We start from the raw sequence: 24,647 nt of genomic DNA on the forward strand, positions 1-24,647 counted from the left end.
TTTTATAAGTTGGTTTTTTTATCGACAGGCTTAAGCTTAAAATCTAAATACTCTTCGTAAGCCAACAAGCGGTAACAACAGTAGTGTATACCATGGGAAGCTTGCAGAGCTTCTTTCATAAAGCTCTTCTTCAATAGCGGCACAGTCTTCTACTTCGCCATCAATAGGTGTAAGTTTTACTGCAACAGCAACACTTTCGTACTCGATATTACCTTCAAGATCAGTTTCTACATTACCAAAGGTATCGCGCTTTTCAACGGTTTTAGTAGCTACACCAAAGATTTCATTATCTTCATTGATAACCTTTGCTTCTGCCATCGTGTAGGCGTAGTCTGTTTCACCATCTGTTTCGTAACAAGGGAGCAAATCGTTTAGATTGGTAATCTTATCGTCACCAATTTTATAGATAAACGCTTCTTTACGGCGGCTGTTTTCAGATGTACCCACTTCGCCTTCACCAACAGCATACCCTTGGTTATTAATGTCATTACCATAAGCACTTGAGCTATTAAAGTAACCAGTAGGGAAAACGGTATTGCCCGTACTTATATCATGATAGAAAAACTGATCACGAAGTGTGGTTTCAATGCGTTTTGATGCATAACCAACAATTATATCATTGTCATTTACTGCAAGTGCTTTACCTGAAAGCCAATCGTCTTCTTGGTCTATAAAATTAAACACGTCACCATTTTTAAAATACACAGGCATTGTTAAAATCGTGTCGTCATTTTTATAGTAGCGAGCATTAGACGAACCTACAATTGTGCCATTGTTATTAAGTGCAAGCGCAGTGCTTGTAAAGGCAAAATCGTCATCATCTTCTGGCGTTAAGGCCAAACCCAGTATTTCAGTAGAAGTGATATTAAATGCTTCATCAAGCTCCCACTTTACCGCACGCTCATCAAATACGCCTGTAGTAACACTCGAATTTAATAATTGTACACATGTAGAGGTTGGTTCGTCTTCGTTATCACAGTTATCTTCAATATTATCAAGACGATCTTCAGGAATACCTGTAGAAACATAGCCAACTACCGTATAGCCGTCGTTTGTTTTTATAATATCGTTAGCGCGGCTAGTACCGCCGTAATCGTCAAAATCAGGAACTAGCTCAACCTTTTGCGTGCCATCTTCAGAAATAACAATACCGCGTTCTATAAAGTCATGAGTAAACCATGTTTCTTCTTCATCTTCACCATCTGGGGTAAATGAAACTTTATCGTATGGTGCTGCACTCCAGCCAACACTCACGCCATCTTCGCTTACCGCGTTATAAAAGTTACTAATAGAACGTGTTAAACCATCGTAATCAACCGACTCTTCGTCAAATAAAACTTGCTCAGTAACAATGCCATCGTCAAATTTAATACCCACTACCGCACTTAGTTTTTGGTATTCAAAATCAGTGGGCCTGCCAGCTAAAAAGCTGACCATAAATGAATGTGCATCGGCGTTATTAAAAACAGCATCGTTATTTTCTATATCATCAAGTGTAAACGTGATTTCTTTATCACTTAATTCAAAATTGTACTCTTCACTGTCGTATGCATTTTCAATCACGCTTTCGGTAAAGTCGATATAGCTTATGTCGATTGGTAAATTATACAATCCGTTGGCAGTACCAATAATGTGCCCGCTTTCGCTTACGTCAGTTACGTAAGAATGTTTAGCGCCGTCAAGAGTACCTAGTTCTGTTAATTCATAGGTTGCACTTAATGCAGATGTACTCAATGTCGCTAAAATACTGGCAGCGAGTAATTTATATTTCATTTTAATCCTTACTACTGATTCTGTAATTCTTCAAGTTCTTCCCAGCGCTCAAACGCGGCTTCAAGGTCAGACTCAAGTTTTGCTAAATGGTTCAATGCATTAGTGGTAACGTCACTATCTTGTTTGAAAAAGTCAGGATCGCTCACTACAGCTTGCTGCGCTTCTACAGCGGCTTCAAGTTGTTCCATTTTATTGGGTAGTTGCTCTAATTCAAGTTTTAATTTGTAAGAAAGCTTAGTGCTTTTGTTTTCAGGTTTTTTAACAGAAACAGGCGCAGGTTTTACGTCTTTTTTTGGTGCTTGCTGCTGTTTTTCTTGCTCGGCTAAATAACTTAAATAAGCTTGGTAATCGGTATACCCCCCCACCATATCAGTTATTTTACCATCCCCTTCAAACGCCCATACACTGCTACATGTATTATCAATAAACTCACGGTCATGGCTTACTATAAGCACAGTTCCTTGATACTGATTAATAATTTCTTCAAGTAACTCTAATGTTTCAATATCCAAATCATTGGTTGGCTCATCGAGTACTAAAATATTGGAAGGTTTTAAAAATAATTTCGCGAGTAAAAGTCTATTTTTTTCACCACCAGAGAGTGCTTTTACAGGTGTACGTGCACGTGCCGGTGGAAATAAAAAGTCTTGCAGGTAACCTAGTACATGACGAGAACGCCCGCCCATCATTACCTCTTGTTTACCCTCGGCAACATTATCTTGAACAGTAGCCTCTTCATCAAGCTTTTGTCTGTATTGGTCAAAGTAAGCAAATTCAAGGTTCACCCCTTGCTTAACATGCCCACTATCAGCTTCTAACTCACCAAACAGCAGCTTAAGTAGTGTTGTTTTACCAATACCATTTGGGCCGACTAAACCAATGCGATCTCCCCGCATAACAAGGGTAGAGAAATCATCAGCAATTACTTTATCTTTAAATGCATGACTCAAGTGCTTTGCTTCAAATACTAACTTGCCTGATCTGTCTGCCGTTTCAATATTAAAATCAGTTTTACCTACTTGCTCTACGCGGGCTTTGCGTTCAACACGTAACTGTTTTAGTTCACGTACACGGCCTTCGTTGCGTGTACGACGCGCTTTAACCCCTTGACGGATCCATGCTTCTTCTTCAGCTAAGCGTTTATCAAAAAGCGCATTTTGTGTTTCTTCTACTTTTAAGTCGTGCGCTTTTTGTTCGAGGTAGGTTGCGTAATCACCTGGGTAAGATATAAGTTTACCGCGGTCTAAATCTAAAATACGCGTTGCAACAGCACGAATAAACGCACGGTCATGAGATATAAATACAATACCGCCTTTAAACTCTTTTAAAAACTGCTCTAACCATTTAACGCTGTCTACGTCTAAATGGTTAGTTGGCTCATCGAGCAACAGCAAATCAGGCTCGCTGACTAATGCCCGAGCTAAAGCAACTTTACGCAACCACCCACCCGATAGTGATTCTAACTTAGCATCCGGGCTAAGCTCTAAACGCGTTAATACTAGTTGAATTCGCGAATCAAAGCGCCAACCGTCACACGCTTCTAATTCGTTAGATAATCGCTCAAGTTTATTTAGTAATTTGTCGGTACAATCAGTTTGTAGTTGCGTGCTCACATGATGATAATCAATTAATAAATTGGCTATATCAGGCATGCCTTGCGCTACGTAATCAAATACTGAGCCGTTTGCCCCTTTAGGTGGATCTTGCTCTAAACGAGAGATTTTAATGCCACCTAATTGGTTAATTTCGCCATCATCTAAAATTACTTGGCCATCAAGTACTTTTAAAAGTGTTGATTTACCTGCGCCGTTTCGCCCTACAATACAGACGCGCTCGCCACTTTCAATAACCGCATCGGCATTATCTAATAGTGGGTGGGTGCCATAAGCTAACTGCGCTTTTTGTATTCTTATTAAATCCATAAATACTGCTCTTTTATTCTTGCGCTAAAAATTCATGCACTGTTTGTGCATCAAACGGCCAATACAAAAGTTGGCCAGTTTTGCTCTCAAATACAGGAATACTTAACTGAAAACGCGCTAATAATTGCTCATCAGTCATAATATCGGTTAATTGAAGTGTGTTTTTATTACCTAAAACTGATAATAAAACCTGCTCCGCTTGCTCACATAAATGACAGCCATCAGTGTGGTACAAAACATAACTAGCCATGGGTAATCAACCAGCTGTTGTGTATTTTTTTATTACGTTTGAAGTCAGGTGATAACGTTTTGTCTGAAATATTTTCAGCTTTTAACCCCAAGCCCATTAAACCCACTTCATCCATTACAAAACCACGTTTGTTATTAGAAAAAATTAATGTACCCGACGGGCTCAAGATTTTTTTAACCCAAGTAAGTAATTTAATATGATCGGTTTGCACATCAAACGCATCTTTCATTCGTTTAGAATTAGAAAACGTTGGGGGATCTAAAAATATTAAATCGTATTGGCCTTGAGCGTATTCTAGCCATTTTAAACAATCAGCCTGCTCAAAACGGTAACGGGTATTGCTAATATCATTTAACGCAAAGTTATCTTGGCCCCACTTGAGGTAGGTTTTTGATAAATCAACAGTGGTAATTGCTTTTGCACCACCAAGTGCCGCGTGCACAGAGGCTGTACCTGTGTAGGCGAATAAGTTTAAAAAGCGTTTGTCTTTTGCATTTTGCTGAATATAACGACGTGCTAAACGATGGTCTAAAAATAGTCCTGTATCAAGATAATCAAACAAGTTTACTTTAAACTTAGCGCCAAACTCTTCCACCACCATAGTACGGTTTTGTTTAGCCATTGGGGTGTACTGCTCTTCCCCTTTTTGTTTTTTACGCACTTTAACGGCTATGTTTTCAGGCGCAATGCTTAGCTGCTGTGCAGTTAAGCTAATCACATCTTGAAGACGCTTTTCTGATGTTTTTTCGTCAATTTCTTTAGGTGCTGCGTATTCAAAAATAACAGCAGAGTCGCCATAAATATCAACCGCTACGTTGTACTCAGGAATATCAGCATCATAAACGCGATAAGCTTGTACTTCGTTTTGTTTAAGCCAATTTTTGAGGCTCTGTTTATTCTTTTTTAGACGATTAGCAAACGACATCGAGCCTTCAAAATTAAGCGCCGGTTTGTCATCACTTGTCAGGCTTACTTGTTTATCATCTAACTGATATAAATTTAGCTCTACATCTAATGGGCCATTTTTAAATTTATAACGCTTTTGTTTAACCAGTTTTAACAGCTTAAATAGGCTTTCATCCATGCCTAGTAACGCAAGCTTCCAATGATTAAAGTGCTTTTTAAAACCCACGCCCATGCTGCGATGTAAATTTACCAGCTCGGCCATAGAACCAATACGCTCACCGTACGGTAAGTTAGAAATTACCACGCCAGGTAATTTAGCGACAGAGGTAAGCTTAGTCGCATCACTTTGCTTAAACTTAATAACATTACCTAGCTCTGCTCGCTCAGCATTGGCAATGGCTTTATCAAGAACTTGCGCATCGTAATCATGGCCAATTAACCACAATTTAGGATCGGTAATTTGCGCAATTAATTCCTCACGCAGTTGTTTAAATTTAGCCGCTCTAAAACTGGGTAAACGCTCAAACGCAAACCCTTCTCTAAATAAACCAGGTGCTTCATTGCGAGCCATGCCCGCCGCTTCTATTAAAATTGTGCCGGCACCACAACATGGGTCAAATAAAGGTTGATTTACATTTTCAAGCCAACCACTGCGTTTAATAATCGCTGCCGCTAAATGCTCTTTAATTGGGGCTTTACCTTGGCCTTGGCGATAACCACGCTCGGATAAACGAGGACCCGAGTAATCAATATACAGAGCAACACCATGACGGTTTAAACGCGCAACAACACGCACGTTGGCATCTTGCTTATCCACATTTGGGCGCTGTTCGTATAAATCATTAAAATAGTCAACAATTGCATCTTTAATTACCAAGCCTGAGAACTGGGTATTTTTTAAAGCGTCGTTGGTACCAGTAAAATCAACAGCAAATGTTTGTGTTGGTCCAAACCATTCTTGCCATGGCTGAAATCGAGCAAATTTATACAGGCTATCTTTATCATTAACGCCTTCTTTTTCTTCAATAAGCATCAGCACACGTGTTGCATAACGAGTTGATAGACAAACCTTTTGCGCCAATGTTGAATCTGCCTCAAAGCGAACAGAACCCACAGTTTGTTTAGACACAGCAGCGCCTAGTTCTGTTAGTTCATCAACAAGTAAATTTTCGATTCCGATAGAAGTAAGTGCGATAAATTGCAAAGTAATAACCCTTAATAGCTAATTGCGCAGGATTATAACATAGGTTGGCTGACAAACACTTGATAAACGCAGCTCGATTTATAAATTAGCTAAGCTGATTTACTCTGGTATTGCTCAAGTAATAGAGGGTGAACGCGGTTGTTTAAAACGCGGATAACTTCAAATTGCTCAAGAGACAAATTATCATCAAGTTTGAATGTTTCGTTAAGGTTTAGGCAAATTGACGCATCAGGGCAATGTTCAACAATTAAAAACTCACCGGTTTGTGCTTTTGAGGTAAGTTTAACGATGGCTTCTGTACTTGGCTGGGTGCCAGTGTACTCTTCAAAAAACCAACTTTTAGCCAGAACCGGTTTTAAGTGAAATTTTACAGCAGTGGCATTGAGCGCAATTTGGCAAATTTGTGCAGGCTTATACAGCTCAAAACCATCTAAGTAATTGTATACTTGCTCATAAAAAGCAGCATCTTCTAAGCTAAAACGCGGGTTTTCAAATACACAGTCGGTGAGTTGTCTTAATTTATACGGTGTGCATAGTTGCATATCGTCATTTAAATCAAGTAGTAAGCGGTTTTTATTTGCACATGCAATCCACTGCCATTGTTTTGTTGCTTGTAACATTTGCCTCCTCCTTGTTTAAAAATTTATTTTTAATTAAGACATTAATATTAGATTATAACGGCTTTTGACCATTTTTAAAACATTTGTTTAGAACATTTATTGAACGATCAAAAGCTTACATAACTGATCCTTATAAGGAATCAACGATCGATTTTACCAATTGTGGCCCTTTGTAGATGAACCCAGTATAAACCTGCACTAAATTTGCGCCTGCATTTAGCTTTTCTTGAGCGGATTGCGCATCATCAATACCACCTACACCAATAATTGGCAATTTACCTTGTGTTAAACGCTTAAGTTCGCTAACTACCTGCGTAGAGCGCCCTCTTACCGGGCTGCCAGATAAACCACCGGCCTCATCGGCGTATTGCTGACCCATTACTGCACTGCGTTCAAGCGTAGTATTTGTGGCAATAACACCATCAATTTTATTATTTAAAAGTGACTCGCTTACCTGCTCAATTTGTATTTCATCAAGATCTGGCGCTATTTTAACCAGCATAGGTACTTGCTTATTATGTTTGGCAATTAAATCGAGCTGCTCATTTTTTAAACTTTGCAATAGATCATCAAGTGCAGTGCCATATTGTAAATCACGCAGACCTGGCGTATTAGGAGAGGATATATTGACAGTAATATACGAAGCATGCTCAAACACTTTACGCATACAATGAATATAGTCGTCTTTGCCTTGCTCATTTGGAGTATCTTTATTTTTACCAATATTAATACCTAAAATACCGGTGTATTTAGCATTTTTTACGTTATTAACTAAATTATCAACCCCTTTGTTATTAAAGCCCATTCGGTTAATAATGGCATTTGACTGAGGTAACCTAAAAATACGCGGCTTATCATTGCCTGCTTGCGGGCGCGGGGTAACCGTGCCTACTTCTACAAAACCAAAACCCATTTGGCTAAAGGCATCAATACATTCAGCGTTTTTATCTAAACCTGCAGCTAAACCTACAGGGTTTTTAAACTCAAGGCCTAAAAAGTTGACTGGTTTATCTTGTAATTGTTGAGACCAAGCTGCGTTTAAAGGGGTGTGAGCAAAACGGCGTAAGTTATTAAGTGCAAACTCATGTGCCCATTCAGCATCTCGGGTGAACATAAAACGGCGGGCTAGATCGTAAAACATGAATTGTTCCTCTTAAAATTACAGACAAAAAAATACCTCAGACTAGGCTGAGGTATTGTATAACAATTTTAACAATTAACTGATTATTTACTGAATAAATAACCCATTAAAGCTAAATTATTTTCCTGAAGTATCACAGTTGTGGCTTAACAACATCAATTCGCGCAGTGCAACTGAGAACTTAGCAAAGTCATGGCTTTGTGACGTTTTAAACTCAGCTAACATTTGCTTCCAACGCTGTAACAATAGATCTTGGCTTGCCATCCACTGATCAATTTGATTATCAACATCGTTTTCGTCACCTTCAAAGCTGTTTAGCACAACATGAGAAAGTGTACGTTGTTGCCAATCAAGCTCTTCACGATACGACGCTCGAGCTAGTGCTTGCCAATGGTTAGAGACAGGCTGATTAGTAATTTGGTCTAAGAACCAGTGTAAGCCCATACGCGAGCCAAGTTTAAAGTAGGTATTAGATACCATCGCCACGCTGCGGCCTGAATTATGCGCTATTTCAGCAATATCCATAACAGAAAACAGGCTAGAAAGGTCAATAATACGCTTAGCAATTTGCTTAGGCACACCTTTCTCTGCTAGCTCGTTAACCTTACCCGCAAGGCATTCGTGCTCTTTATCTTGCATGTACGTATTTAAGTTTTCGCTTAAATCTTTAAACGTAGGTGCAAAAAACTCGATTGCTTGTTCAATTGTTTGTGATTTATTACGATGACGTAAGAACCAGCGTGTTGCACGGCGAACAGTACGACGTAGTTGGTACAACATTTCTGTTTGAACTGCAGCTGGGATTTTATTATCTAGCGCGCTGATTGATGACCAGGTTTCACGCATTTCAAAAATTTCACTCGCAATTGAGTAACACATAGCGATTTCAGCTTCGTTAGCACCGGTCTCCTCGTTCATGCGTACCATGAAATTTAAGCCCATGTCATTAACGATATTGTTCGCCAGTTTTGTTGCAATGATTTCTTTGCGCAGTGGGTGGTTATCCATCGCGTCGTTAAATTTCTCACGTAGTGGACGCGGGAAAGACTTAACTAGTAGCTGACGGTAATAAGGGTTTTCAGTAATTTCATCTGTCACTAAAGACTCTTTAAGCACCATTTTTGCGTACGAAACTAATACAGAAAGCTCTGGACGTGTTAAGTCTTTACCTGCTGCAGCGCGCTCTGCCAACTCTTCATCAGTTGGTAAAAACTCAATTGCACGGTTTAGCTTGCCTTCTTTTTCAAGGGCATGAATAAAGCGGATCTTTTCTTTAAGCGTTGATGCACCTTTAGACTGTGTAATCGACAATGTATGTGTTTGACGGTAACAATCTTTAAGTACAAGCTCAGATACTTCGTCGGTCATAGAGTAAAGTAACTCGTCACGTTGTTTACGTGTTAAATCACCTTCTGAAACTAAGCCGTTAAGTAAAATTTTAATATTTACTTCGTTATCTGAACACGCAACACCGCCCACGTTATCAATAAAGTCGGTATTTACACGCCCGCCTTTGGCTGCAAACTCGATACGCCCTAATTGGGTTGCACCTAAGTTACCACCCTCACCTAAAATTTTAGCGCCAAGGTCTTTACCGTTTATGCGCAGCGCATCGTTTGCCCGATCGCCTACATCAGCGTCTGTTTCGTGGCTGTTTTTAATGTAAGTACCAATACCACCGTTCCACAGTAAATCAAATTCCATCATTAATGAGGCTTTGATTAACTCGTTCGGTGTCATGCTTGCTTTTTTAGTACCCAACATTTTTTTCATTTCTGGGCTTAAAGAAATCGATTTAGCTGCGCGCGAGAAAATCCCACCACCCGCTGAAATCAGATCTTTATTGTAATCTTCCCATGATGAACGTGGCAGATTAAACAAGCGCTCACGTTCTGGGTAAGACGTTGCTGCATCTGGTGTAGGGTCTACAAATATGTGCATATGGTTAAACGCAACTTGCAAGCGAATGTGCTTAGACAATAACATGCCGTTACCAAATACGTCGCCGGCCATATCACCAATAGCAACCACGGTGAAGTCGGTAGTTTGACAGTCAATATCCATTTCACGGAAATGACGTTTAACAGACTCCCATGCACCTTTTGCTGTTATGCCCATTTTCTTGTGGTCATAACCTACTGAACCACCTGATGCAAACGCATCACCTAGCCAGAAGTTGTATTCGTTAGCAATACCGTTAGCAATATCAGAGAAGGTAGCAGTCCCTTTATCGGCTGCAACTACGAGGTATGGGTCGTCTTCATCGTGACGTGTTACATTAGCTGGCGGTACAATTTCACCACGCTCAATGTTATCGGTAATGTCTAATAAACCACGAATGAAAATTTTGTAACACTCTTGACCTTCTTTAATAAAGGCTTCGCGCTCACTCGGTAGCTGCTTACATACAAAGCCACCTTTAGAACCTACAGGAACAATTACAGTGTTCTTAACTTGTTGTGCTTTTACTAAGCCTAGTACCTCAGTACGGAAATCTTCACGACGGTCTGACCAACGAAGACCACCACGCGCAACTTTACCACCACGTAAATGCACACCTTCTACACGCGGAGAGTATACAAAAATCTCAAATGCTGGCAGCGGAAGCGGCATATCAGGAATTAAGCTAGGCTGTACTTTAAACGACACGTAAGATTTAAACTGACCTGATTCATCTTTTTGGAAGTAGTTTGTACGCAGTGTTGCCACTATCATATCTACGTATAAACGTATAATACGGTCATCATCAAGGTTCGCTACGTTTTCAAGCTCTAAGTAAATTTGTGCACTTAATTTCTCAAGTGTTTTAGGGCTTGCAGGGCTTTTTACTGAGAATTTTTTAGCAAATAAGTTAACTATTTGCGCAGCAATATGCGGGTAGTTTGCAAACGTGCTCTCAATGTAGGTCTGTGAGAAAGTAACCCCAATTTGGCGCATATATTTTGCATAGGCACGTAATATAGAGGCTTCACGACCTGTTAAACCACCCATTAATACTAAGCGGTTAAAGCCGTCGTTTTCAAGGCGGTTGCCCCATACATTAGTTAATGCAGCGCGAAAACGAGCAGAAATCTTATCAAAGTCGGCCATCCCTTTGCTGTCAATCAGCATAGAGAAATCCATGATCCAATTGATACGACCATCACTTGTTTTAACAGAATATGGCGTTTCACCTACAACGCGTAAACCAAAGTTCTCTAGCATTGGCATAACATCAGATAAGTGAATTGGCTCATCTTTATGGAACAAGCTTAGGCGTACAATATTGCTGTTAGCTTCTTCTTGCGGACGGTAGAACAGCATTTCTAGTTTGTTCTCGTCGTTTAACAATTCTAGTTTTTCAATATCGACAACCGCAGCACTCGGTAGTACTTCATCTTTGTAAGAGCGTGCAAACGCGTTGCAATATTTACGATTTAGCTCATTACCGCGGGCTTCCCCTGCTGACTCTAACAGTGCAGATTGTAATTTATCTTCCCATGTACGAGCAGCTTCTACTAGGTTGTTTTCGATGTCTTTCACGTTATATTCGATATTGTTATCGGTCACACGAACGGTGTAATGTGTACGCGCCAGTGTTGACTCAGAGAAATAGGTAGTAAATTCGACTTTTTCGTCAGAATTAAAGGCGTCAGCTAAAATATCTTGTGTTTCACGGCGCAGCGCTGTGTTGTATCGCTCACGTGGCACATACACCATGCAAGAGAAGAAACGCCCGTAAGCATCTTTACGCACAAATAAGCGACACATATCGCGCTCTTGTATTTGTAAAACGCCCATCGATACTTCTAATAATTCACTTTCGCGCGCCTGAACAAGCTCATCACGAGGGTAAGTCTCTAAAATATTTAGTACCGCTTTGTACGCATGTGTTCCTTTAGCAAAGTCACACATATCCATAATACGGTTAATTTTAGTTTTTAGAACTGGCACATCTGCTGCGCTGTTGTTGTAAAAACTTGATGAGAACAAACCAATAAAGCGGTCTTCACCGACTACATTACCTTCGTCATCAAAGCGTTTAATACCAACGTAGTCAATGTACGCTGGGCGATGCACGCGAGATACAGAGTTAGTTTTCGTTAACACCAATAAATTGCTGCTTAGTGCTTCTTGACGGGCAAATTCTGGTAATTCAGACAATAAACGTGTGTGCTCATCTGTTGAGTTTTTCATTAAACCCAGGCTAGTTTCCATTTTACCTTTTAATTGGTAATCACCTTGCACTGGTGTTAATTCATACTCGCGATAACCCATTAATGTAAAGTTATCTTTAGCTAGCCAGTCTAAAAATTCAACGGCTTCAGATACTTCGTTTTTATTTTTATTGTGCTTACGTTTAGGTACTTCTTGAGTAACTGACACAAGCTTTTCGCGAATTGGTTGCCAATCGTCTACCGCAATAGAGACATCAACTAACACAGATTCTAATTCTTTTTTAAATGATGAAATAACAGACGCGTCTGTTTGACGGTCAATTTCGATAAAGAATACTGTTTTAGTCGAGGTAGATTCTTGCTCTGCTTTTAAATTTGACAAGCCAGAAATTTTAGCGTTTTTGTCACGCTGAATTTTAAGCGGGCTGTGAAGTAACAAGTGAGAAGCTATATTTTCACGGGTCATAGCCATACGAACAGAATCAACTAAGAAAGGCATATCTTTAGCGATGATTTCTACAATTGTATGCGATGACTGCCAGCCATCTTTTGCTACTTCAGGGTTGAAAACGCGAATTACTGCGTCGTCCGTGGTGTTTTTTTCTAGTGCATTCCAAAGGCTGAGTGCAGCACCGTATAAGTCACTGTCATTGCGATTTGCCAAATCCTCTTTAGACATGTTGCTGTACAAGGCTTTGGCGAATTTCTCAACGAGTAACACATTATCAGCGTGAACTTTTTTCTGGATAAGCTTACAGACATTATCTAGGATAACCGAGGCTTGGCCTTCATTTCGTGTCATTGTATGTTCCTTAATCTATTACTGCTTTTAGTTAAGCAGAATATTTGTACAGCCATTTATTAGCGTGGAGTCAGTTAAATTCTAACCCTTTTAGCGCTAATAAACAGCCTTTTCGATGAAAACATTTTAAGCATTTCAGCTATTTGGTCATCTATTCACAAAATATAGATATAAATGACCATTACTGGTCATTTAGGAGCACAATTATTCACTTTATTTTTTCTGGTCGGTCCACAGTAAGCTACCTATCGCAGGTAAAAGCAGCACTGCACCTAACATATTCACTAAAAACATGAAGGTAAGTAGTATTCCCATATCTACTTGAAACTTAAGATCAGAGAATATCCACGTGCTTACACCTATCGCAAGCGTAATACCGGTAAATAATACTGCACTACCACGCTCAACAAGCGCGTTACGGTAAGCCACACTAAGCGGTACATTTTGCTTAAGCTGCCCCATCATAGATGACAAAATGTAAATGCCGTAATCAACCCCAATACCTACACCAAGCGCTATAACAGGCAATGTAGACACGGTTAGACCAATTTCAAGCTGTACCATCAAGGCTTGCGCGAGTGTTGATACAATATAAAGCGGTAATACCACAGCAATTGTTGCTTTAACACTTCTAAAACTCATTAAACATAACACTATTACGGCGCCGTAAACGTAAAGCATCATCGGAATTTGCGCAGCAGATACCGACTCATTTGTAGCAGCCATTACCCCAACAGGGCCCGAAGCTAATTTAAAGGCAAGCTTATCTGTGCCCTCTTCTTGTGCAAATTGCTTAACACTTTGAATTACAGTATCGATAGTTTGCGCTTTGTGATCATCTAAAAAGATAATCACCGGCATGACAGAACAATCACCATTAAGTAAACCGGTGCTGGTTTCTACTCGTGCGGTAGATTGTACTAAGCTGGCTGAATTACGCGGTAAGCTTTGCCATTTTAAGTTACCTTCGTTGTAACCTGCATTCACCGACTGCGCGACCGAGCTTAAACTAACCGCCGATTGCACCCCAGCTACATTTTCTACTTTGTATTGAAAACGACTAATACGCTCCATTACATCGTGCTCTGTACATGCTGCTGGGTAAGCTTCAACAATCACTTTTAAAATATCTGACGAAATAGTGTATTTGTCCGATATTAAAAAAGTATCCTGATTATAGCGAGCATCTTGGTGCAGTGAAGGCGCACCTGCATGTAAATCACCTATACGCATTTTATCTGCTTGCCAGTAACCTAATGCAAATAAAACTAACGTAAAGCCGATGATCACTTTAGCGGTTTTAGGGTCTGTTGCCTTAACTAATAAATTACGAATTGCATCAAGCATATTTGGTTTTTGAGCATCACCAGCTTGAATATGCACTGTATTTGCAAAGTTTAAGTACGATGCCCACACAGGTAGTAAAATTAAATTAGTAAATATAATTACAGCCACACCTAAACTGGCCGTTATAGCAAGTTCACGAATAATACCAATATCTATGGTAAGGAGTGTTAAAAAGCCAACTGTGTCAGAAAGAAGCGCAATACCACCGGGTACAAGTAATGCTCTAAAGCTTGACTGACAGCAAATACGCGTACTTTTACCTTCGCCTACTTTTTTGCCAATCGCGTTTATCATTTGCACGCCATGGCTTACACCAATCGCAAACACTAAAAATGGGACCAAAATAGACATAGGATCAAGGCCAAACCCTAAGCTTGAAAGTAAACCCATTTGCCAAATTACGGCAATAATAGAACAGGCAATTGGTAAAATAGTGAGCTTAAGGCTGCCACAAAATAACCAAACCATAATAAATGTAAATGCAATTGCGATTGCAAAGAACAGCACAACACCTTTAGCACCTTGTGCTATATCTCCTGCCATTTTTGCAAAGCCAATAATATGAATGCTCACTTTGTCTGTACTTAGTGGCTCTCTTAGTTGGCTTTCGAGTTTTTCAGCAAAAGCGAGTGTATCTAACTTTTGCTGTGTTTGCGGATCGGTCTCTAATAGCTGTGCTGTCACCATGGCACATGAGTAGTCGCTGGCAATCATACGCCCTACTACTTTTGCTTTTTCAATGTTTTCTTTTACAACCGCTAAGCCTTTTTGATCAGCTTTAAAGTTTGCAGGAATAATAGGGCCGCCAGCAAAGCCATCTTCAACCACTTCGACAAAACGCGCACTAGGCGCAAAAATAGAGTTAACTAATGGACGGTTTACACCAGGAATAAAATACAGTTGATCGTGTACTGCTTTTAATTGGGTGAAAAATTCGGGATTAAAAATGTTGCCACTGTCATCACACACCGAAATTAAAATGCTATTTGCGCCGCCAAATTGTTTTTCATGCTTTGTGTACACTTTCATGTATTCGTGATTTAGCGGTATATTTTTGTTAAACGAGGCGTCTAATTCAATGTGAGTGGCTTTATAACCTAAAAAACATGTTATAAACGCAAATACGATTAACATGATTGTACGGTGTCTAAATACCGCTTTTTCTAAAAAATCTAAAAACGTATGCATTAAGGGGTCAACTCCTTCACTTTAATGCCATCTTCTGTTGCCATGACCAATTTATTATTAATTATTACGCCATCTAGTATCGCTTTGCCATCGGGACGTTGTTCATGAGTCAGTAAGCCATCTTTTAAATGAAAAATAACGCCACTGTTAGCAAGTAATAACCACTGCTCGTTATTATAATTTATGATGTTGTTTACTGTGGCTGTTTTCACATTTTCAAAATGTTGCCACTGCTGCTCGCCTTTACTTTTAGCAAACACATTACCTCGTAAACCTGCCACTATTTCTTGTTCGCTATCAGATGCAACGGCAAAAAAAGAGCCAGGATAAATCTCATCAAGGCGTTGCCAAGTGACGCCGTTATCTTGGCTGCGTGCCATTAGCCCCATTTCGCCAACCAACATTAAGCCATTATCTGTTTTTTCAATGCGATTAAAGTGCGGCAAAATAGAAGCGGTTTCAGCTTCGTAACCCTCAGGGTCATTTTCTTTTAAGTCGTTTAAATACTCTCTGTCTTCGCTAAATAATAAAGAGTCTAAAAAGCGTTTTTGCCAATGTTGTCCACCATCGGTTGTTTGGTAAAACATCCCGTAAGCACCAACAGCAAACCCCTTTGAGTCATCCTCAAAGTAAATATCTAAACACGGCTTATCGAGCTCTGGCTTTGCTTGTTGTAATTGCCAGTTTAACCCACCATCGGTGGTGTTAATTATTGTGGCATCGTGCCCGCATGCCCAGCCGTTAGTCTCGGTGCTAAAATCGACGGCAGTTAACAAAACTTGCGTAGGTACACTTTGTGCCTGCTGCCACTTTTCACCATTAATGCTTTTTATAACAGTACCGTGTTTGCCAACTGCAACAAGGCCAGCGCCTGTATTTGTAATATCGGTGAGGAGAGTTTTATTTGCGTTAATTGCGCTAATAGCTTGTAAAGGTGCATCTTGTGCAACACTTGCACCGCTTATAATCAGGCTGGCATATACCAAATACTTCATAAATTTTAATCGCCTTGAACTGAAGAAATGTTTGTCTTGTTTACTGAGGAAAAACCTGCGCGTCATAAAGACAAACGCGATGAGAAAGAAAAAGCAGCTAACGGGCTGTTAGCTGCATATTAGGATGTTACCTACCTTCACGGCGCAATGCGCTTGAAGTGAACTCGTTATCGTTAAACGATTCTGAAAAATCGTACATTTTTTCTTGGTTATCTAAACCAATTGCTAAATAACGACGCGAATTTAAATCGTGATAAACTTCAAGTGTACTCCACTGCGTAGGTACTTCGTAGTAGTTAAGACCATAAGCCATAGCTACACGATAAAGTTGGTCACGGTTATCATAAATGTCGGTAACCTGTACTTGCCAGCTATCTTCGTCTATGTAAAACACACGCTTTTTGTAAATGTGGCGCGTATCATCTTTTAAGTTCGCTTCAACAACCCAAACACGGTGTTTTTCATAGCGTGTATGCTCAGGATTAATATGACCAGGTTTTAAAATGTCATCGTATTCCAGCTTGTCACTATGCAGCTTATAACTATTGTACGGAATGTATAACTCTTGCTTGCCTTTAAGTGTCCAGTTGTAACGATTAGGAGAGCCATTAAACATATCAAAATCATCGGTAGTACGTAAGCTATCTGCCGCTGTACCTGGTGCGTCATATGCAACATTTGGTGCACGACGAACACGACGCTGACCTGAATTATATGTCCACGCTTGGCGAGGCGTTAAAATTTGATCCATGGTTTCGTGTACAAGTAGCGCTGTACCGGCAAGGCGTGCAGGCTCTGTCACCTTTTGTTTAAATTTAAACAAAATGTTTGAGTCTTGAAGCTCTGCAGGCGTCGCTTTAGGATCTGAATATTTAACCAATAGTTGTTCATCAAAGCCCACATAATTGTACGAACCCGATGCGGTGGGTGCAGCTTGTCCACCAAAACGCTCTATTGATTGTCCACGATAGCGTAATAAGTGATTCCAAATAGCCTCTAAGCCAGATTTAGGAATAGGAAATGGAATACCAATTGCGGTATTTTTTATTCCGTTGCCACCTTCAATAAGCTCAGCCGTTGCAGCAAACTCTTTTGTTGCATCGTATACAAACTGTGGGTAAGAGGCGGAGCGGCGCGTTTCATAAACAGGCATTTTAAACGTATCTGGGTATGCTTCAAATAAAGCAATTTGACCAGGGCTTAAGTTAGCTTTGTATTTATCAAGGTTTGTTTTATCAATAGTAAACAACACTTTGTCCGCTGAGTAAGGGTCGATGTGGTGCATACCAGGCTCGTAACCTTCTGGTGCAGTTGTAATACCGCCATTCCACGCTGGAATAGACCCATCAGCATTGGCTGCTTTTTCTGCGCCAAACGGCGTTAAGTCTTGTCCTAAACGTGCAACTTCTTCAGCGCTCATTTTTGCCATTGCCGCTGAACTTAAAAACATGCTACACAAAGCGGTAGCGATGAGGGTAGGTTTTTTAATCATACTAATATTACCCCTAAATAGAATATTTTAAATTGAAAGAAACGTAGTCACGATCTGAGAAAGTATTGATATCGCCACCACCCCAAAATGAGTTGTAGCTCACATCAAGTGACCATGCATTTTGGTAATTAAAGTTCATCGTTACACCCAGCGATTTACGGTCTTCAATAAACAAGAACATAGGATCAGGTGTGTTACCGTTTACATCATGAGAAAATACAAATCGTGGAGAGAAGTTAATACCGTTGTAAAGGTTAAAGTAATCACCTTTAGCAATTAGGCGGTAACCCCAAGACGAGGCCGTAGCAAACGACTTTTCTTCTGGGCCATTAGAAAGGCCTAGTTGTAATGTTGTGTAGTCAGTAGTGCCTGGGCCTGTGATCACACCGCTTCGACCTGTACCCGACACATTTAAACGCATTTCGTCGTAATCAGGCATATCATGAATTTTCACAGCGCCGACTTCGCCTACTACAGCCCAACTATCAGCACCTAATGACGGGCCAAATAAATGTGTTGCAGTAAACTGAATTTGTGATGTGTCGCGTTCAATATAACCTTGCGCAACTTCACCTGCAGCCACTGAGCTAATTGCATCACCAAAACTCATTTGCGAAATACCCGCAAAGTCTGGGCGAATGCCAGCCAGTGCTAATTGTTCAGGCATGGCGGTGTAAAGTAGCTCTACATCGTCTATTTGTAATGGCTCATCTTGACGGTAGGCAAACTCACCCGCAAATGCGGTCTCACCAATACTCGTATTAAAGCTTAAACCGTAAAGTTTAATATCTTCTGGGTATTCATTTTCGGCTTTAGAAAACGCGACGAGATCTGCTACGTTGTCATCAGTAATTTCGGTTGTTGCAATCATTGCTAAATCTTGTGCAATTGCAGCTTGTGAAAAGTTCGATACACGACCAGAAATAAGCGGACGACGACTGTGATAATTAACATGATATAAAGCGACCTCTGTGTCGTTCCACTCAGGTAAAAATACACCTAAACGTAAACCATATTGACCGCCGTCATCTGGCTCTGTTTTACCGTTATCGCCTTTACCTTTAAGCGCCACTTTAGTGGGATGCGCTAAATACATATTTGCTAGTAGAGCTTGACCTTCAGCACTTGTTGGATCAATGCCCTGTGCAGCCGCTACCTGTGCAAAGTTAGTGTACAGGTTATTAAGGCTATCTGTTAAAAATGCCATATCAATATCAGGGTTTGAGGTAAAGCCTAACTGTACATTTTGTTGATAGCCGTTTTCTGCCGCAAAATCATTGGTAGAAAAATAAGTACCTGCAGCTGGCAGGCGTGTTTCATGCCATTGATACTGGTAAAAACCTTCTAGGGTAATATTTTCAGTAATACCTAATGACGCCCAAAGCATACCCACTGGGATAAATGCTTCTTTAAGCTCAGCACCCGGTGCTTTTAAGCGGTCAATGTCAACTGGGTTTACGTTAATACCATGAGAGATAAGCGTACTTTCACCCCAGTTAACGACTTGTTGGCCTAAACGAATTGAAAGTGGATTATTGCCATCATTTAAATCAAAGTTAGCCCAAACGTAAGCGTCTAATAAACGAATGTCGGCACAACTTTGCTCTTTTGTGTCGTCGTCATCACATGGATCTACGCCTTGTCCTGAGGTTGGGTTAACGTAGGCTCTATCACTATCCATTAACTCAAAATCGTAAAAGTACATAAAACGCGTGAATAAGCCATAGTTATCTTTATTAATTGAAAGGTCGTGTGTGCCTTTCAACAATTTTGAAAACGAATCACCGCTATCAAAATTAAGATTACCTGCATCGCCATTATTAGAGTATGAGCCCGGTTGAGCCCAAACATCTTGAGAAGAATAAATTGTATTTAATGAAGGATTATACCCAGTCCAATCAAATGCAGGATTATTGCTTTTACCAATAATGTCGAAATCTCTGTCTTCAACACGGACGCTTTGACCATAGGAAAAAGTTGAGTCGAAGGTGATATCAAAGCCCCCTACCTCAAAATTTGCTGCATTCGCTGCTGCTGATAAACCCAAGCTTGCGGCTGCTAAACCTATAGCTATTTTGTTTTTAACAAAAAGCGATCTTCTTATCATTGTGTATCCCCCCTGTCGTGGGTAATTATGTGTGATCAAGTTATTGTTTTTAGTGTAATCTTAACGATAGAAGCGATTATAAAAAATTACAAATGGTCGCGTTCAATCAATTATTATATTTTTTGAGCTGACGTTTACGTATTGGTAAGACGTCATACCAGATATTTTATACACGTAAATTAACAATAGAACAAATTGAAATTAACAAAAAGATAATATTTTTATGTATCTATAACATAAAAACAGTAGGTTAGGCGATACGTTCGAGACGAATAAATTTATTCTCAGGGGTTAGTAAAAGTCTAAAGCGCCCTCTAATTCCAATAGATGAAATATAAGGGCGTAGGTGTGACGCGGCAAAACGTATTGTTTTGCCATTGTCCTCAACCACTTGTACAGAGCTATAACGGCCATGATAGTAATCCATGCATTTGTTATAGCTCAAGTTTAGGTAAAAGTAATACTCAATCATTTAATTAAGTGCTTTTTCAACCTTCTCATATAAGTCAGCACTCAGTCCTTCAAGGCTTGCTAAGCGTTGCAATTGCGCTTTCATTGCTTGAGCACGTGTTGCATCAAATCGTTTCCACGACATGAAAGGCGTTAACATTCTAGAGGCATTTTGCGGATTAATCGCGTTTAGCTTAATGAGTAAGTCCCCTAATAATGCGTAACCTTCACCATCTTTTCGGTGAAATTGCGCGGTATTAAAATGACTAAAGCTGCCTACTAGTGCACGGACTCTATTTGGGTTTGAAAAGTCAAAACTAGGATGCTCATAGAGCGCTTTAATATTCTCAATAGTACCAGCACCGGACTGCATAGCTTGTAGTGCAAACCATTTATCCATTACTAAAACGTCATGACGCCACTGGCTATCAAAATGATCTAACAACGCATCTCTTAATGGGTGCGATGATTTTACTACCGCACTCAATGAGGCTAAAACGTTGGTCATATTCGGTGAATCTGCCGATTCTTTAATAAAGCGGTCAACTTGCTCAGAAGGTATTTTAGCTAAGTAATGTAAACACACGCCTTTGAGTGCTCTTATAGCGACCGCGTCTGGATTAATACTGCCATCATCAACTAACGAACTGTAACATGCCAAAAGCTCATTAAATAATTGTTCAGCAATTTGCTGTTCAAACAGTTTTGTAACAGTGATAATTTCATCCACAGGGATCGTGTCAAACTCAGCAGCAAACGTGTCAAAACTTGGGAGTTTAATCAGTTCAGCAATTAATGCTAAATCACCACTTTTCTCGCTAATTAAAACACGTAATGCATTGATAACGTTATCACTAAGTGCGGCATGTTCAGGTGCATTAACGCCCTGCTTAACTGCCTTAATAAATAACTGTTGCTGTGCGTCCCAACGCGAAAAGTCGCTGCGTGCAAAACGCATTATGTGCAGTAAGTCATGCTCTGAATTTTGCTGACTTAAAATACACGGCGCTGAAAAATCTTCAAGTAACACAGCCACTGGACGAGCAGGTATTTGATCAAAGTAAAACGTTTGCGTTGGCGCAGTTACGTTAAGCACGTGGTCGCGTTTTTCACCTTGATGAGTAAGTGCAATACTTTGCCCATTTTCATCTAATAATTCGATGGCAAATGGAATGTGAAGGCTCTTATTATCTGGCTGATTTAGCGGAGATGATTGCTCAATTGTTAAAGTATAAAGTTGCTTATCGTGATCATAGTGCTGTGTTGCATTTAAACGAGGTGTACCTGATTGGCTATACCAGCGTTTAAATTGTGATAAATCTATGCCTGAAGCATCACTCATTGCAGCAACAAAATCATCACAGGTAACCGCTTGACCATCATGACGTTCAAAGTAAAGCTGCATCCCTTTTTGAAAGTTAACCTCACCTAACAGGGTGTGCATCATTCTGATAACTTCAGCCCCTTTATCGTAAACCGTTACGGTATAAAAGTTATTCATTTCGATAACTTTTTCAGGGCGAATTGGGTGCGCCATTGGCCCCGCATCTTCACTAAATTGATGTGTACGCATTACTTTAACGGCATCAATGCGATTAAGTGCACGTGAGCCTAAATCGCTACTAAATTCTTGGTCTCTAAATACAGTAAGCCCTTCTTTTAGCGATAATTGAAACCAGTCTCTGCAGGTAACGCGGTTGCCTGTCCAGTTATGAAAATACTCATGCCCAACAATCGACTCTATAGTATGGTAATCTTTATCCGTTGCGGTTTCTTGGTTAGCCAATACACATTTACTATTAAATACATTTAACCCTTTGTTTTCCATTGCGCCCATATTGAAAAAATCCACGGCTACAATCATATATATGTCTAAATCGTATTCTAGGTTAAAGCGCTCTTCATCCCATTGCATTGCTTTTTTTAATGAGCTAATTGCATGCGGCGTTTTAGATAAATTGCCTTTATCAACAAATAACGCAAGTTCAATTTCGCGTCCGCTTTTTGTAGTGTAGGTGTCTTTTAGTACATCAAAATCGCCCGCTACTAATGCAAATAAGTAACTTGGTTTTTTAAATGGGTCTTGCCATTTAGCGAAATGGCGGCCATCAGCTGTTTCGCCGCTGTCAATTTGGTTACCATTTGATAGTAAATGCCTAAAGTTTTTATCTGCAATAATTGTTACATCATAGGTACTTAGCACGTCAGGGCGATCTAAAAAGTAGGTTATTTTTCTAAAACCTTGCGCTTCACATTGGGTGCAATACGCCCCGCCAGATAAATACAAGCCTTCCAAAGAGGTATTGGTTTCAGGAGAAATTACTGTAACTATTTTCAGCTGGCATGTGTGAGGTAAATCATTAATGATTAAGTGCTCACCTTCAATCTTATAATTTGTGTAAGCAATATTGTCTACGTGTAGTTCCAGTAATTGTAAGTCTATACCGTCTAAAACAAGTGCAGAGTTTTCATTAGTTGTTCTTTTAAGCGTAAGTAGCGCAGTCACTTTTGTATTAAGGGGTTGTAAGTCAAAAGTGAGTTCTGTGTGCTCTATTGAAAAATTAGGCGCCGTGTAATCTTTTAGATATTGCGCTTTTGGCTTTGCCGAAACAGTCATAGTTACTCCCACGAAAGCCCCTTAAAAAAGGGGCTATTAAGATTTAAGCAGGTTGCTTAGGTTCAATGCGTAAAATTTTAATACCTACGTACGCATAAATAATAGCTAAGAAAGGGTTAATTAAATTAAAGAAAGCATACAAAGCATAGTCAAATGGATTTATTAATAAAACGCTTTGCATGTAGGCACCACACGTATTCCAAGGAATTAACGGGCTTGTTATTGTTCCGCCATCTTCTAAAGTACGCGATAAATTAACCGGTTTTAATCCTCGATTTTTATACTCTTCTTTAAACATACGACCAGGGACTACAATAGCGATGTATTGATCCGCTGCAATTAAGTTTGTACCCACACAAGTTGCAATGGTTGATGTAATAAGCGAACCTGTGCTTTTAGCTATTTTTAAAATACTCTTAACAAAAATATCCAGTAAGCCGGTTTTCTCCATTATGGCGCCAAACATAAGTGCCGTCATGATCAACCAAGTTGTGGTTAACATACCTGCCATACCACCACCACTGAGCAATGAATCCATTTTTTCATCGCCCGTATCGATACTAAATCCATCGAAAAAAGTCGTCCAAATAATTTTAAAATAACCAACCAGCTCACCTTGAGACAAGTCAATTTGTGTCGCGATTAAATCTGACTGAAACAGCATTGCCCACACAGCACCAATTACAGCGCCAATCGAAATAGCCGGAAACGCTGGCATTTTTTTAATAGCTAAAACTAGGAGCACAATTAATGGAATTAACATTTCAAAGCCAATATTAAAGCTTTGCTCTAAAATTACCGTAATTTCGTCAATTCTACCGGCTTCGTTAGAAGCTGTTGCATTAAAGCCCATAAAAATAAAAATGATCAGTGCAATGACAAAGCTAGGAACAGTCGTCCATAGCATATGGTGAATATGTTCGAATAAATCAGCGCCTACAACAGCCGGCGCTAAATTAGTCGTTTCAGAAAGTGGGCTTAGTTTGTCTCCAAAGTAAGCGCCCGAAATAACCGCCCCTGCCGTCACCGTTTGGTCTAATCCAAGGCCAGTAGCAACACCTAAAAGCGCAACACCTATGGTGGCAGCTGTAGTCCAAGAGCTGCCGATACTCATTGCAACAATGCCACAGATTAAACAGCTGGCAGCATAAAACCAACTAGGGTTAATAACCTGTAAGCCATAATAAATAAGAGTTGGCACGGTGCCCGACAACAGCCAAGTACCAATTAAAGCACCCACCATCAATAAAATTAAAATTGCCCCCAATGATAAAGTAATACCTTCAATCATGGCTTCTTCAAGCTTTTTCCACGTATAGCCATTTTTAAGCCCTATTAGTGCCGCCGCAAAAGTGGCAAATAATAACGCTATTTGGTTGGGGCCTGACGACGAGTTATCGCCAAATAAATAGACCGCTGCGCCTAATAGGCAGATAAGAACAGAGATAGGAATAAGTGCGTCAAAAAACGAGGCGGGTTTAATCGGTTTTTCTAAAGGCTTCAAAATAGTGACTCCTGCACACCACATACGAGGGCGTGTTTATTTATTATTTTTAGCGTATCAGTGCTTTTTTTAAGCCACAGTAATGTAACTCAATTAAGTGATTCGCGATTATAGCAATTTAGCAAAATTTAGGTAACAAAAAAGGCGCAAAAAGCGCCTTTTTAAAAGGGGT

At 39.9% G+C, this 24,647-nt stretch carries 14 protein-coding genes; all 14 read right to left on the reverse strand.

Translation table 11 applies throughout. The features are described from left to right. Positions 1-36: 36 nt before the first annotated feature. The 14 genes from CWC16_RS07960 to nhaC all read right to left on the reverse strand — a co-directional run bounded on the left by CWC16_RS07960 (position 37) and on the right by nhaC (position 24,475). On the reverse strand, positions 37-1,773 hold the full coding sequence (locus CWC16_RS07960; protein ID WP_138541154.1) for a DUF3466 family protein: 1,737 nt from the start codon (positions 1,771-1,773) through the stop codon (positions 37-39). 11 nt (positions 1,774-1,784) lie between these two features. Next, complete coding sequence (gene uup, locus CWC16_RS07965; protein WP_138541155.1) at positions 1,785-3,695, reverse strand: ATP-binding cassette ATPase Uup; 1,911 nt, start codon at positions 3,693-3,695, stop codon at positions 1,785-1,787. 13 nt (positions 3,696-3,708) lie between these two features. Further along, positions 3,709-3,945, reverse strand: coding sequence for a glutaredoxin family protein (locus tag CWC16_RS07970; protein ID WP_138541156.1), 237 nt, complete (start codon positions 3,943-3,945; stop codon positions 3,709-3,711). Next, complete coding sequence (gene rlmKL / locus CWC16_RS07975) at positions 3,938-6,055, reverse strand: bifunctional 23S rRNA (guanine(2069)-N(7))-methyltransferase RlmK/23S rRNA (guanine(2445)-N(2))-methyltransferase RlmL (RefSeq protein WP_138541157.1); 2,118 nt, start codon at positions 6,053-6,055, stop codon at positions 3,938-3,940. The genes CWC16_RS07970 and rlmKL overlap by 8 nt, the downstream gene beginning before the upstream one ends. A gap of 89 nt (positions 6,056-6,144) precedes the next feature. Next, complete coding sequence (locus CWC16_RS07980) at positions 6,145-6,675, reverse strand: cell division protein ZapC (protein WP_055016001.1); 531 nt, start codon at positions 6,673-6,675, stop codon at positions 6,145-6,147. A gap of 130 nt (positions 6,676-6,805) precedes the next feature. Further along, a complete protein-coding gene (gene pyrD / locus CWC16_RS07985; RefSeq protein ID WP_138541158.1) occupies positions 6,806-7,816 on the reverse strand; it encodes a quinone-dependent dihydroorotate dehydrogenase in 1,011 nt (336 codons plus the stop codon). Positions 7,817-7,933: 117 nt separating this feature from the next. Continuing rightward, a complete protein-coding gene (locus CWC16_RS07990) occupies positions 7,934-12,775 on the reverse strand; it encodes an NAD-glutamate dehydrogenase (protein ID WP_138541159.1) in 4,842 nt (1,613 codons plus the stop codon). A 213-nt stretch (positions 12,776-12,988) separates the two neighbouring features. Then, entirely contained in the window at positions 12,989-15,310 is a 2,322-nt protein-coding gene (locus CWC16_RS07995) for an efflux RND transporter permease subunit (RefSeq protein ID WP_138541160.1), read from the reverse strand. Further along, positions 15,310-16,305, reverse strand: coding sequence for a WD40/YVTN/BNR-like repeat-containing protein (locus CWC16_RS08000; RefSeq protein WP_138541161.1), 996 nt, complete (start codon positions 16,303-16,305; stop codon positions 15,310-15,312). The genes CWC16_RS07995 and CWC16_RS08000 overlap by 1 nt, the downstream gene beginning before the upstream one ends. Before the next feature lie 127 nt (positions 16,306-16,432). Beyond that, complete coding sequence (locus CWC16_RS08005) at positions 16,433-17,797, reverse strand: DUF1329 domain-containing protein (protein WP_055016006.1); 1,365 nt, start codon at positions 17,795-17,797, stop codon at positions 16,433-16,435. Between the two features lie 13 nt (positions 17,798-17,810). Next, on the reverse strand, positions 17,811-19,904 hold the full coding sequence (locus CWC16_RS08010; protein ID WP_138541162.1) for a DUF1302 domain-containing protein: 2,094 nt from the start codon (positions 19,902-19,904) through the stop codon (positions 17,811-17,813). Positions 19,905-20,154: 250 nt separating this feature from the next. Next, positions 20,155-20,376, reverse strand: coding sequence for a DUF2835 domain-containing protein (locus CWC16_RS08015; RefSeq protein ID WP_055016008.1), 222 nt, complete (start codon positions 20,374-20,376; stop codon positions 20,155-20,157). Beyond that, on the reverse strand, positions 20,377-22,971 hold the full coding sequence (gene pepN / locus CWC16_RS08020; protein ID WP_138541163.1) for an aminopeptidase N: 2,595 nt from the start codon (positions 22,969-22,971) through the stop codon (positions 20,377-20,379). A gap of 43 nt (positions 22,972-23,014) precedes the next feature. Next, positions 23,015-24,475, reverse strand: coding sequence for a Na+/H+ antiporter NhaC (gene nhaC / locus CWC16_RS08025; RefSeq protein WP_171037636.1), 1,461 nt, complete (start codon positions 24,473-24,475; stop codon positions 23,015-23,017). Between the last annotated feature and the right edge of the window lie 172 nt (positions 24,476-24,647).

The sequence above is a fragment of the Pseudoalteromonas sp. S3776 genome, from assembly GCF_005886915.1.
In the GTDB taxonomy this organism is placed as follows: Bacteria; Pseudomonadota; Gammaproteobacteria; order Enterobacterales; family Alteromonadaceae; genus Pseudoalteromonas.

Excerpts from the sequence above, each read along its gene's own strand:
- CWC16_RS07960 (WP_138541154.1), bottom strand. The coding sequence starts at position 1,773 with ATGAAATATAAATTACTCGCTGCCAGTATTTTAGCGACATTGAGTACA.
- uup (WP_138541155.1), bottom strand. The coding sequence starts at position 3,695 with ATGGATTTAATAAGAATACAAAAAGCGCAGTTAGCTTATGGCACCCAC.
- CWC16_RS07970 (WP_138541156.1), bottom strand. The coding sequence starts at position 3,945 with ATGGCTAGTTATGTTTTGTACCACACTGATGGCTGTCATTTATGTGAG.
- CWC16_RS07980 (WP_055016001.1), bottom strand. The coding sequence starts at position 6,675 with ATGTTACAAGCAACAAAACAATGGCAGTGGATTGCATGTGCAAATAAA.
- pyrD (WP_138541158.1), bottom strand. The coding sequence starts at position 7,816 with ATGTTTTACGATCTAGCCCGCCGTTTTATGTTCACCCGAGATGCTGAA.
- CWC16_RS07990 (WP_138541159.1), bottom strand. The coding sequence starts at position 12,775 with ATGACACGAAATGAAGGCCAAGCCTCGGTTATCCTAGATAATGTCTGT.
- CWC16_RS07995 (WP_138541160.1), bottom strand. The coding sequence starts at position 15,310 with ATGCATACGTTTTTAGATTTTTTAGAAAAAGCGGTATTTAGACACCGT.
- CWC16_RS08000 (WP_138541161.1), bottom strand. The coding sequence starts at position 16,305 with ATGAAGTATTTGGTATATGCCAGCCTGATTATAAGCGGTGCAAGTGTT.
- CWC16_RS08005 (WP_055016006.1), bottom strand. The coding sequence starts at position 17,797 with ATGATTAAAAAACCTACCCTCATCGCTACCGCTTTGTGTAGCATGTTT.
- CWC16_RS08010 (WP_138541162.1), bottom strand. The coding sequence starts at position 19,904 with ATGATAAGAAGATCGCTTTTTGTTAAAAACAAAATAGCTATAGGTTTA.
- CWC16_RS08015 (WP_055016008.1), bottom strand. The coding sequence starts at position 20,376 with ATGATTGAGTATTACTTTTACCTAAACTTGAGCTATAACAAATGCATG.
- pepN (WP_138541163.1), bottom strand. The coding sequence starts at position 22,971 with ATGACTGTTTCGGCAAAGCCAAAAGCGCAATATCTAAAAGATTACACG.